We start from the raw sequence: 12615 nt of genomic DNA on the forward strand, positions 1-12615 counted from the left end.
GGACTAGTAATGAAAATTTTTGATTTTAGTGAAAAAGTAGGAAAGCACCTATCAGTATTTCAATCTAATTTCATCATGTCAAAAATATTAAACCATCAAGGAAATATACATATCGGTGCTATGCATTTACACGAGAATGGAATCATCGGTAATCATGAAGCAGTTGTATCTCAACTGCTTCTTATTGTGGACGGGACAGGATATGTATGTGGAGTAAATAAAGAAAAGATAAAGATAGAGGCGGGACAAGCTGTGTTTTGGGAAAAGGGAGAGCTCCATGAAACAAGTACAGAACACGGATTAACGGCAATTGTTATGGAAGCGGAGAATCTTGAACAAGCGATAGTAATGCCTATTATTCAAGGGGAGTTGTGAAAAATGATAATTAAGGCGAATCAAGAAGATACCAATGAAATATTAAAATATGCGGCTCAATCGCTTTTTGAAGGGACGAGAGGGAATTGTCAATTAAGTACCGAGAAAGCAATTGAGATTACAAAGCCGATTGTAGAAAAAGGAGCATACTATTTAATTATTAAAGAAGAAAATAAAGTAATGGGATGGATATTAATAGGGGAAAATACAGACTATTTTTCTCGTGAAAAACTTGGATTTATATATGAATTGTACGTTTTCCCAAAATATCGCGGGAGAGGATTATCGCGAGAACTGATGGAAGCTGGTATTAAGGAATTACAGGAGAAGTATTCAGAAATTCGGTTGAATGTATTTGCTGGGAATTTTGCAAAAGAGATGTACGAAGAGTTTGGGTTTGTTGAAAGGCAGGTAATTATGACTTTGAAGTGAGTATTATAGTCTGAATGGGAGAAAATAATGATTTAGTGGCTACTTTCTCGCTGGGATTTAAAGTGAATAAGTCCCTATAAATATATAAAATAGATGGTTTGCCTTTATTTTATAGTAGATTTATAGAGTGTGCTTAAAAAAACAAATTAGTATTATACAATATATCGTTATTATAGTAAAAGAGAAATTTTGGAAAAATATCATTTTTTTGTTTAGAAATTTTTAAATTATTGATATAATCAATTTGTAGAATTGATTATTGGTTAATTTTACTATTTTTTAATTTTAAGGGGGATTTAATAATGGCAGGACAAATTCGTATGTCACCAGAGGAGCTTAAATCGAAAGCGACTCGATATGGACAAGGTGCAAATCAAATTGAGGACATTTTACGTCAACTACAAAACTTACAAAATGAATTAAGAGGAGAATGGGAAGGTCGTGCTTTCGAAGGTTTTGACCAACAGTTCAATCAATTAAAGCCAAAAGTACAAAACTTCGCACAGCTATTACAAGAAATTAATATGCAGCTTAATAAAACTGCAGAAGCTGTTGCTAGACATGACGAAGATCTTTCTCGTAATTTCGGTCTACAATAAGACAGATAAAAAGAAATATATAATTTAGCCATGCAACCATACGTTGTATGGCTAAATTACTTTAAAACTAGAGTAAGATACGAAGTCTTTCATCAGATAGACTCGCAGTCGCAGGAGTGATAAGTAGTGAAAAAGTTCAAATGGAGCATCTTGTTGTTTATTATTTTAGCTCTTGTACTATCGACAGGGGTCTCCTATTTAGCATTAAATCAAAATGTTAAGAAAGCTAATGAGAATACTACACCAAAAATGACAGTTGCTTTGGTAAATGAAGATCAGGGCACTGTATTTGAGGGCAATAAAATAGCGTTTGGAGATCAATTTGTTAAAAATGTAAATAAAAATACGAAACAAGAATGGTACGTAGTTAGTCGCGGGGTAGCGGAAAATGGATTGAAAAATAATAATTACAATATGATGATTGTTATTCCAAATGATTTTTCTAGGAAGGCAGTTGCGATTGATTCAGAGATTCCAGAGAAATTAACGTTAAACTACAAAGTAAATGCAACTGGGAATAAGGATTTGAAAGCTGAGGCAGAAAATACAGCTTCTGTTATTTTAGAAGATTTCAATAAGCAAATAATCGACGTTTATTTTGCGAGTATTATCGGTAAGCTACAAGGTGCACAAGATAATATAGGTAAAATAATTGAAAAAGGAAACGTTCAAACAACTATGTATAAAAAAGATATACATAGTCCGTTAGCAAATTACACAAATCAATTTAAAACAGTACAAGATTATACAGGTGTTTCTGTTAATAGTTTCAAAGGATTTCAGGATGTTTTAAAAGGTTTCGGTCAAGCGTTAGATGAAGGGAATAAATCTAACAGTACGTATTTAGATGGTTTTAATAACTTTCAAAAAATGCAAAATGATAACAATTTGTTAGCGAATAATTTCACAAATCAATTCAATCAATATATGAATGATATGAATACAGGCGATGCTTTAAAGCAATTAAGTGCATTGGAATCCGCTAATAAAATTATTTCAAATCAATTTACGTTTTCAGAGAAAGAACCGAATATTTTAACTGATGCTGCAGCGATTCAAAAATATTTAGCAGATGTAAAAAAACAAGTGTCTGAATATGATACAGAACTTGCAGGAAAGTTAGAAAGTGATATTCAAGAGACGGTAATTAAGAAGTTAAAGCAATCTATGTCGAATGATGGAAAGCAAGAAATCTTCATAAATACATTAATGAAACAACCAGATGCTCGAATAAAGAAACAAATCGAGAATTTAATTGCGAAATTACCTAGTTTAAACATGGAAGAAATCGGTCAAAGTGATTTGCCAGATACAACGAAATTACAACTGCAAAATGTAATTCAATTTACAAAAAAATATAATAAAGAAAATAATTTTTATTATGATCCTGTAAATAAAATATCTTTAGGAAACGCAATTAAAGAAGTAAAGGATAGACTTTATACAGAGGGAATTACATTTAGTGATACTGCGAAAGTAATTAAAATGGAATCTGCACAAACTTTGAAGATAAGTATTCCGGAAGAGTTTGAACTATATGGAAGTACAGAAGCTTTGAAGATTGATGATGTGGATTACACAAGTATGTTTCTGGAGAAAAACGGAGAAATCACTATACCTCCTCGTAATGAAGGGGATATAAAAATTAATCTGAATGTGAAGTTAAAAGATCCAAACATCAATATAGATGTTTTCTCTCCTGTAATGTGGCAGTGGGAATTGAGTGGGACTCATAAAAAAGAAACTAGTCCTGAAAAAGAAAAACCTAACAAAGAAGATAAAGGAACACAAACGGAAAATAGCAAGGTGGAAAATGTGGTTCATAAATCACAGTATGGCATAATGCCGTTAGTACACAATGCTAAAACGCCTATTATTCAAAAAACAGAACAGAGTAATAATGGTGACAGTGTAAATCCTGATGCAGGAGGAAAACCTGATACGGGAGGGAATCCAGACACAGGAGGAAAACCTGATACGGGAGGAAAACCTGATACAGGAGAAAAACCTGATACAGGAGGAAAACCTGATACGGGAGGAAAACCTGATACAGGAGGAAAACCTGATACGGGAGGAAAACCTGATACAGGAGGAAAACCTGATACAGGAGGAAAACCTGATACAGGAGGAAAACCTGATACAGGAGGAAATCCAGACACAGGAGGAAAACCTGATACAGGAGGAAAACCTGATACAGGAGGAAATCCAGACACAGGAGGAAATCCAGACACAGGAGGAAATCCAGACACAGGAGGGAAACCTGATACAGGAGGAAATCCAGACACGGGAGGAAAACCTGACACAGGAGAGAATCCAGACACTGGGACAGATAACGGTAGCAATTCAAAAACTATTGAAAGTACAACGAATCAAGTTGTACATCAAAAAGCAGAAGTATTAACAAAAAATATATCTAGTTTATTAATTAAAGAAGCAGTAGATACAGTCGAAAGTTATCAAGGTTTAATGAGCCTTTACGAAATGTATTATGGGATTGATTTAAGAACGAAAGATGTAGGTCCTAAGTTAGAAGAGGGAAGTTTAGATGCAATTGCGACGGATCAATCTTTGTACTACGTATTAAATAAACAAAGCTTAATTGATTTAATTTCAAATCTTGTTTCATCAAGTATTACTACAGAAATAAAGCAAGATATGTCAGGTTTAAAACAAAAAATAAACTCTTATCAACAATCTATTACTAGTGCGGATCAAAATTCTATGCTACTAGCGGAGAAATTAAATGGAACGACGCAACAAGCAACTAGTATGAATGAAAATTTAGGAGAGTATGTAAAAGGTTTAGCGAAATGGCGTGAGAATAGCTTAAAACTAGTTGAAGAGCAGCAAGTATTAACAACAAATCATGCTGGTGAGCAAACAGCTGTTTTATCGTTAGATTCTGGTATTAAATCATTAATGATGCAAAGTCAGTCATTGGTCGAAAGTTCGAAACATAGTTTAGCAACTTCAGACGATGTATATAAAACATTTGATCAAATCAATGGACAAGCAAAAGAAATTCAAGACAGCGGAACGACAATTGTTTCAAAAGCTGATTTATTATTAAATGACTTTACGAAGAAAATGGAAGATGATAAATCATTCTCCAAAAACTTTACGAAAATTTTAGCGAATAGCCGTATTGGAGATCGTCAAAATGAGATGCTATATGACTTTTTAGCTAGTCCAGTTCAAAAGCAAAATGATGGAGTAATTGTAGCAGGTAATGCTTTTACACCGTATTTAATTGTATTAACTTGTTTCATTGTTGCATTATTTACAGCATACGCAATTGCGAATCAAGAAAAGAAACGAATGCAATCAGATCATTTTGAAGAGAAATTCTCATTAATTGATATGAATGTACCAACTACAGTAGTAGCTTTCGGTATATCAATTGTGGAAGGGATTAGTATAGGTATCATTTCTGGGCGTCTTTTAAAGTTCGGTCAGGATCAAAGTTTACTATGGATTGCGTTCATCACATTTATTATGATGGCGTTTGTATTGGTCTCAACCTACTTATTACGACAAATAAAAATGGTAGGTATGTTTATACTATTAGTATTTTTAAGCATGTACCTATTTTTAACTGAGGCAGTTGGAAGTAAAGTAGATCAAATGTCGTCTGTCGGAAAGATACGTCAATTCTCACCGCTTCAGTATATAGAAAGTTTTCTAAATGATTTTATTAGTGGTAAAGATACTGGGAAAGTTATTTTTGTCGTATTGTTTGTAATTGCCATTATTGGATTGGTTAGTAATCTATTTGTATGGCATAAGAAATGGGAGGAAAAAGAAGTAAATGATCAAACAATGGAGCATAGTGGCTAAGTTATCATTTCTCTCTATCCTTTTACTGTTTGTCGCGCTACCGATAAGGAGCGCGGCTGACAGTTATCTTGGTGATGATGGGAAGATTAAGTTTAAAGTGGATCGACTTGAAGAAAGCGACCAAGAAAAAAATAAAAAGGAACATAAGGAAACAGAATTAGATAAAGCATCGATTGAGTTATTTAACAAAGATATAGAAGAAGAAATTGAGAAAAAGAAAAAGAAAGAACAAAAAGATATGGAAGCTTTGCGAGATTCTCTTTTTACAAAACCAAAAGAGAATAATAGTGTTAAAGATACGAAAAATAGTTTGTTTAGCAGTGAATACATTGTCAGAAAAAGTGCAGATGAAGTAGCGAGTAATGAAACAATGAATGAAGAGCCAATTAGTATAACAATAATATTATTATTTGGCGGCGGCATTCTACTTATTTGCATCGGTATTTATACAGTTCTTCGTAAAAGTTGGAGGTAAAGCGATGGCAATACAAACACATATCAATGTGACAGTAGATTTTAGTAAATGGAATGGAAATACATATGATTTGCGTATTCCGAATCATCAATCTATTAAATATTTATTAAAAAACTTATTAGATACGCTAAAGATTGATAATCATGAAGGTTCACATTTTGTAATTAAAGTGAAAAATAAGTCAATTGTTTTAACAGATAATGATCGTTTAATTGATCACCAAATAACAGATGGAGATATTTTGCAAGTTTTATAAAGAATATTTTTTACTTTTAGTTATTTGAAAATAAGTTATTACGGGTTATAAAGAAAAGGAGAAGAGGATAAACATGACGGAAAAAATAATTCAAATTGATGCAATGAACTATCAATTTCAAATAGAAAAAGAAAATTGGAAATTGGAGATGACCAAATCTCAAACACGTATAAAAGACTTCCGTCAATTCGATATAATTACGGGCGAATCATCTGAATTTGTACCATTAACAATAGAAGAAACGGATGATATGTTTACGTTTCTATATCAAGTAGATAAAAAATTATATAAGTGGGACGATCTTAGCCGTTTTGGAAGAAATGAGAAATTAAGACTACTTCGGAATGTTGCGCAGTTTCGTAAATATTTAAATAAACGAATCACGTTCTTTTTACATCCAGACAATATAGTTTTTAATGCTAATTTAATACCAAGTATTATACATAGAGGAATTCGAGATATTGTTCCGCCAACCCCGTTATTAGAAGAGCAATTTTTAACACAATATAAGTGTCTAATTATTGCTTTATTCTCCCAAAAACATAACTTTGATGATTTGTATGCTGGGTTACTAAAAGATGCAAAAGAAACAACATTTGAACAGACCGTTGCTCAAATGGAAAGCTTAGATGCATTACTGCAGTTTCTTGATGACAGCTTTGAGAAGGAACAAACAAAAACAGAAAAAAATATGCAGTTAGTACCTAAAAAAAGCTATAAATCATTTAAATACTTAGCTTTTTCCTTCATAGCGGCGACAGTTATTTTAGCTGCTCCTTTAATATATTTCACTTTTATAAAATTTCCTTATCAAAATAAATTGTTAGAAGCAAATGCAAGTTTCATAGCAACTGATTATGACAAAGTCATTACGCAATTGAATGAAGAGGAGTTTGAATCATTACCGATTGCATCTAAATATGAGTTAGCATTTGCATATATTACAGCTGAAAAACTAGGTGAAGCTCAAAAGAAATCGATTATGAAAAACATTAGTTTGAAAAGTGATGAAAAGTATTTGCTGTATTGGATGTATAACGGAAAAGGTAATTTTGATAAATCATTAGATTTAGCTAAGACACTTGATGATCCTCAGCTTATTATGTACGGCCTTGTTAAACAAATTGAATCACTGAAAAATAATCCAGATTTATCAGGGGAAGAACGTGATCAAAAGTTAAAAACATATGAGCAACAATTAGATGAATATAAAAAGAAATATGGCAATTCATCAAACGATAAAAATTTGTCGGACACAGAGAAAAAAGAGTAAGCACTTGATGAGACAGTTGAAAAGGAGCAGTGAACACGGATGGAGCAACTATTAGTATTGACTTATGGAGACAAAATATATAAGTGCACATTACATCCAAATGAGCAATCAATAGTGTCGATTGGAAAAGAGTGGACAAACGATATTACGAATCCAAGTTTAGAACAAGAAGTAGAGTTAAAGTGGAATAATGAAGTAAATGCTTGGATGGTACAGGATCAATTAATAGAATTCAATAAGGAAATTGAGATTGGGAAAACAAGAGATGTGAGCTTGAAAATCTTTATATCTATTGTTGGCACAACTAAAGTGTTTGATATCGGAACGAAACATTCTCTTACAGTGAGTCAAAACGATTACGATGATATTTCTATTACCGGGACTAGTGTAGATTTAATGCTATCTCGCGAAACGTTGTACGATTCTTTTAAAGTGAACGTGTATGGCGGGGATGTATTTCATAATTATACGAAGTTAAAAGATAGCGTTATGTTGGAATCAGGAGACGTATTATATTTTGATGGTATTTTATTGGAGATTGGTAGTGAAGACATTCAAGTACTTTCTTCAGAAGATAAAGTGAAATCTGCGTTACCTATTTTAGTAGAATCAGAAACAAATTATCAAAGTGGTTATCCAGACTATCATCGTTCACCACGTATTATTTACCGTGAACCAGAAGAGAAAATGACAATTGCAAAGCCTTCAAGTATGCCATCAAAACCAACGGAGCATTTAGCAAGAATCATTGCACCTTCACTTGTCATGATTGTCGTAACTGTATTACTTGCTATTTTCATGAAATATGGAATGTTTATTATCGCATCGATTGCGATGACATTAGTAACAATCATTGTTTCTGTCACATCGTATATTAAAAATTTGAAGCAATATAAAGTCGATATTGTTGAACGAGATAAAAGCTATAGAGAGTATATAAAACAAAAAACGAAAGATTTACATGCAGAAAGTGAAAAACAGCGTCACGCATTACATTATCACAATCCAAATGTAGAAGTAATACGTAATATGGCAGTTCAAGTAAATCCTCGAATTTATGAAAAAACAATGTTACATCATGATTTCTTAACATTTAGCGTTGGAACAGGACAAGCTAATACGAGTTTTGAAATTCAATTTAATGAAGAAGAATTTAGTCAAACGAAAGATGAATTAATTGATATAGCACGTGAACTAAGACAGCGTTATCTATCGTTGGAAGATGTACCAGTTGTAACAGATTTAATGAATGGACCAGTCGGTTATATTGGTCAACGCTCTTTAGTGTTAGAGCAATTACAATTATTAGTTGCACAAACGGCTTTATTCCATAGTTATTATGACTTGCAGTTTATTACTATTTTTCCGGAAGAAGAAAAAGAAAAATGGGATTGGATGCGCTGGTTACCTCATGGAAGTGTTCGCGATATAAATGTACGTGGATTTGTATACCATGATCGTAGCCGTGATCAAGTGTTAAATAGTTTGTATCAAATATTGAAAGAACGAAAATTAAAACTAGATGAAAAAAGTTCTACTAATGAAAAAATGTACTTTGCACCGCACTATGTCGTTCTCATTACAGATGAAAAACTAATATTAGACCATGTTGTTATGGAATTCTTTAATGATGATCCGAGTCAATTAGGTGTATCACTTGTATTTGTACAAGATGTTATGCAAAGTTTACCGGAGCATGTGAAAACGGTAATAGATATAAGAGATGCAAAACAAGGGAACATCATCTTAGAGCAAGGAGAACTTGTTAACCGTCAATTTAAACTAAATCATGTGCCAAAAGGATTCAATTTAGAAGATATTTCACGGGCATTAGCACCATTAAATCATTTGCAAAACTTAAAAAATAGTATTCCAGAAAGCGTAACATTTTTAGAAATGTACGGCGTTGAAAAAGTAAAAGAACTGAATATCACAAGTCGTTGGGAGAAAAATGCAGCGCATAAATCTTTAGCTGTACCACTTGGATTACGTGGTAAAGAAGATATCGTAAACTTAAACTTACACGAAAAAGCACACGGACCACACGGATTAATAGCAGGTACAACAGGTTCAGGTAAATCGGAAATTATACAATCGTATATATTATCTCTAGCAGTCAATTTCCACCCGTACGAAGTAGCCTTTTTACTAATTGACTATAAAGGCGGCGGAATGGCGAATTTATTCAAAAACTTACCGCATTTATTAGGAACAATTACGAACTTAGATGGAGCGCAAAGTATGAGAGCGCTCGCATCAATTAAAGCTGAATTACAGAAAAGACAACGATTATTTGGTGAAAATGATGTAAACCATATTAATCAGTATCAAAAACTGTATAAAGAAGGCTTAGTAAGTGAGCCGATGCCGCATCTATTTTTAATTAGTGATGAATTCGCGGAATTGAAGTCAGAACAACCAGAGTTTATGAAAGAGTTAGTTTCAACAGCACGTATCGGTCGTTCGCTCGGAATCCATTTAATATTAGCTACGCAAAAACCGAGTGGTGTTGTAGATGATCAAATTTGGAGTAACTCGAAATTCAAACTAGCATTAAAAGTTCAAAATACGTCAGATAGTAATGAAATTTTAAAAACGCCAGATGCTGCTGAAATTACATTACCAGGACGTGCTTACTTACAAGTTGGGAATAATGAAATTTATGAACTATTCCAATCAGCCTGGAGCGGAGCAGACTATGTAGAAAACAAAGAGGATAAAGAACATTTAGACGCAACAATCTATGCAATAAATGATCTAGGACAATATGAAATATTAAGTGAAGATTTAAGTGGCCTTGGTAGCAGTAAAGAAGTAATAAGCGTACCATCTGAACTGGATGCTGTTATTGACTACATTCACGATTATGCAGAAATAAATGAAATTGAAGCGTTAGCTAGACCGTGGTTACCACCACTTCCAGAAAGCGTATATTTACAAGACTTACATGCAATTCAGTTCAAAGAAGCATGGACGAAAGAAAAGAAACCATTACAAGCAACAATTGGTCTACTAGATCAGCCTGAATTACAATCACAAACACCATTAACACTAGATATTAGTAAAGACGGACACGTAGCGGTCTTCTCAAGTCCAGGCTACGGAAAATCAACATTCTTACAATCAGTCATTATGGATGTAGCTCGTCAGCATAGTCCGGAGCATTTGCATGTGTATTTAGTGGACCTTGGAACAAATGGTCTTCTACCTTTGAAAGGATTACCTCATGTAGCGGATACGATTACGATTGATGAATCTGAAAAATGTTTAAAGTTTGTTGAAAGATTAACTCAAGAAATGAAAAATCGTAAACGATTATTAAGTGAATATGACGTTGCAAATATTGAAATGTATGAAAAGGCAAGCGGGAAAGAAATACCACATATTATTATTGCAATCGACAATTATGATGCAGTAAAAGAAGCGAAGTTCTATGAAAGCTTTGAAATGCTAATTATGCAAATTGTCCGAGATGGTGCAAGTTTAGGAATTCATACCTTAATTAGTGCAGGGCGACAAAATGCACTTAGAATTCAATTGTACAATAATATTAAAATCCAAACTTGCCTATATATGATTGATCAAAGTGAAGTAGCTAGTATTGTAGGGAGATCTGATATAAAAGTGGAAGAAACAGCAGGAAGAGCGTTAATAAAACTAGAATCTCCTACATTATTCCAGGTTGCATTACCTACGAAAGCAGAAGATGAATTACAGCAAATTCAATTATTACAACAAGAAGCAAATGATATGGATCGAGAATGGGATGGAGAACGTCCGAAGGCAATTCCAATGATGCCAGAAGTGATTGATATTGCTACTTATCGTAAAAATAAAGACGTTACAAAAGCTCTACAAGCAGCAAGAATTCCAATGGGGCTTGATTTTGCAAACGTAGAAGTTGTAGCTCATGATATTGCAGTGAATGATCATTTAATGATTTATAGTGTAGATGATAGTATGAGAAAACAAATTGTATCTAGCATCCTATCTCAATTGAATAAAGATTATTTTGAAAGTGTGACGTTGGTGGATACAGCAGAGTATAGTTTCGTTCAATATAAAGACGATGTGACGCACTACATTGTAGACGAAAATGAAATCAATATGCATGCGAAGTATTGGATGGAAGTAATTCGTGAACGAGCTTTTGAATTAGCACAAGCAAGACAAGAAGGTAGAGAAATTCCTGCATTCACAAAACAACTCATTATCATGACAAATGTTGAAGAGTTTAGTAAATTTGTTTATTTAGAAATGGAGGATGCAGCGACTTTAATTGATTTATCTCGTACAGTAGGTATTTACTTTGTATTAGCAGGTCACCACGACTACATGGACCGAAATCGTGAAGCTCTACCTATGAAAATGAGAAGTAAACTAACAGCAGCAATTATCGCAATGCCATTAAATGATCAAAGTATCTTCAATATAAAATATATAAGCAACGAAGCACCATTAGGTAAAGATGAAGTGTATTACTATCAAAAAGGGAACATAATGAAACTAAAAATGCCTAGAGTAACTAACGAGGTGACAGTATGAAATTAAAGAAGAAAGCTAAGGTGATGATAGTCGTGTCAATAATGGCAAGTTTATTAAGTGGATGTGGTTTTGGGGAGACAAAGATAGAGTATGAGAGATTAGTAGAGGCATTGGATGAAGGGGACATGAAGACAGTTATGTCTGCGAGTGATGATGGGTATGCGTATGTGAAAGAAGAGGTTAGGGATAGCACTTTTATTGAGGATAATAATAAGCAAATAGGAGTAGTTTATCAAACAACGCAAGGTATTTATAGTATTAAAGATAATATTCTTTTTGGTGAGGCACAAAAGAAAGTCAATACTCCAGTTGAGGATGAAAAACATAGTGACAACCCACAATATAAAGAAGAAGTTGTATTCAAGTCAGATATAAGATACGAAAATGGACAGCTAGAAGCTTCAAATCGAGGGGGAGATATGTCTAATATAAAATTAATGCTCAATAGAGTGCAAGGAATAAAAGAATTGAAACCAAATGTGAATAAAAAAAGCTTCAGCCAACCAGCTACGATAAGCTATAATTTATCAGAAACTCAATTTAAAGAGCTATTTAATGGGAATTTAGGATTAGAGTATGAGAAGTTTAGTTATGCAACACTACTAATTGAATTTAATTCTGCTAAGGATACAAAGGAAAATCCGATGGAAATAACAGAGATAACAATTTCGATAGGCTATAAACAAAGAAATGAAGAAAATAATATGATTAGGCATGATCAAGAAATAACAACATATTTACATAATAAAGAAGAAAATAATCGGAAATCAAAAAAAGATTACTTACAATATGAAAAGAAATTTAAAGAAAGCCATTAATATAT

At 33.1% G+C, this 12615-nt stretch carries 8 protein-coding genes and 2 pseudogenes; all 10 read left to right on the forward strand.

The features are described 5' to 3' along the window. Positions 1-9: 9 nt before the first annotated feature. Entirely contained in the window at positions 10-375 is a 366-nt protein-coding gene (locus ACTFN4_RS11145; protein WP_000688072.1) for a cupin, read from the forward strand. Positions 376-378: 3 nt separating this feature from the next. Then, entirely contained in the window at positions 379-807 is a 429-nt protein-coding gene (locus ACTFN4_RS11150; RefSeq protein WP_000584238.1) for a GNAT family N-acetyltransferase, read from the forward strand. Positions 808-1109: 302 nt separating this feature from the next. Next, on the forward strand, positions 1110-1406 hold the full coding sequence (locus ACTFN4_RS11155; protein ID WP_000918601.1) for a WXG100 family type VII secretion target: 297 nt from the start codon (positions 1110-1112) through the stop codon (positions 1404-1406). Between the two features lie 126 nt (positions 1407-1532). Beyond that, complete coding sequence (gene esaA, locus ACTFN4_RS11160) at positions 1533-5243, forward strand: type VII secretion protein EsaA (RefSeq protein ID WP_080478589.1); 3711 nt, start codon at positions 1533-1535, stop codon at positions 5241-5243. Then, positions 5215-5718, forward strand: a complete 504-nt coding sequence (essA, locus tag ACTFN4_RS11165; protein WP_000595655.1) for a type VII secretion protein EssA — start codon at positions 5215-5217, stop codon at positions 5716-5718. Before esaA ends, essA begins: the two co-directional genes overlap by 29 nt. Positions 5719-5722: 4 nt before the next feature. Beyond that, a complete protein-coding gene (locus ACTFN4_RS11170) occupies positions 5723-5974 on the forward strand; it encodes an EsaB/YukD family protein (protein ID WP_001007571.1) in 252 nt (83 codons plus the stop codon). 73 nt (positions 5975-6047) lie between these two features. Further along, entirely contained in the window at positions 6048-7247 is a 1200-nt protein-coding gene (gene essB / locus ACTFN4_RS11175) for a type VII secretion protein EssB (protein WP_000136611.1), read from the forward strand. A 39-nt stretch (positions 7248-7286) separates the two neighbouring features. Beyond that, positions 7287-7568 (forward strand): annotated as a pseudogene (locus tag ACTFN4_RS11180) (FtsK/SpoIIIE N-terminal domain-containing protein); the annotation flags it as partial. Then, positions 7563-11792, forward strand: a pseudogene (gene essC / locus ACTFN4_RS11185) (type VII secretion protein EssC); the annotation flags it as partial. The pseudogenes ACTFN4_RS11180 and essC, both read left to right, overlap by 6 nt. Then, on the forward strand, positions 11789-12610 hold the full coding sequence (locus ACTFN4_RS11190) for a DUF3952 domain-containing protein (protein ID WP_000768469.1): 822 nt from the start codon (positions 11789-11791) through the stop codon (positions 12608-12610). The pseudogene essC and the gene ACTFN4_RS11190, both read left to right, overlap by 4 nt. The last annotated feature ends 5 nt before the right edge of the window (positions 12611-12615 follow it).

The organism is Bacillus cereus group sp. MYBK95-2 (assembly GCF_051915225.1).
GTDB classification, from domain to species: Bacteria; Bacillota; Bacilli; order Bacillales; family Bacillaceae_G; genus Bacillus_A; species Bacillus_A cereus.

What these genes read in the sequence shown, in the direction of transcription:
- essA (WP_000595655.1), top strand. Translation starts at nt 5,215, where the DNA reads ATGATCAAACAATGGAGCATAGTGGCTAAGTTATCATTTCTCTCTATC.
- ACTFN4_RS11145 (WP_000688072.1), top strand. Translation starts at nt 10, where the DNA reads ATGAAAATTTTTGATTTTAGTGAAAAAGTAGGAAAGCACCTATCAGTA.
- ACTFN4_RS11170 (WP_001007571.1), top strand. Translation starts at nt 5,723, where the DNA reads ATGGCAATACAAACACATATCAATGTGACAGTAGATTTTAGTAAATGG.
- ACTFN4_RS11190 (WP_000768469.1), top strand. Translation starts at nt 11,789, where the DNA reads ATGAAATTAAAGAAGAAAGCTAAGGTGATGATAGTCGTGTCAATAATG.
- ACTFN4_RS11155 (WP_000918601.1), top strand. Translation starts at nt 1,110, where the DNA reads ATGGCAGGACAAATTCGTATGTCACCAGAGGAGCTTAAATCGAAAGCG.
- essB (WP_000136611.1), top strand. Translation starts at nt 6,048, where the DNA reads ATGACGGAAAAAATAATTCAAATTGATGCAATGAACTATCAATTTCAA.
- ACTFN4_RS11150 (WP_000584238.1), top strand. Translation starts at nt 379, where the DNA reads ATGATAATTAAGGCGAATCAAGAAGATACCAATGAAATATTAAAATAT.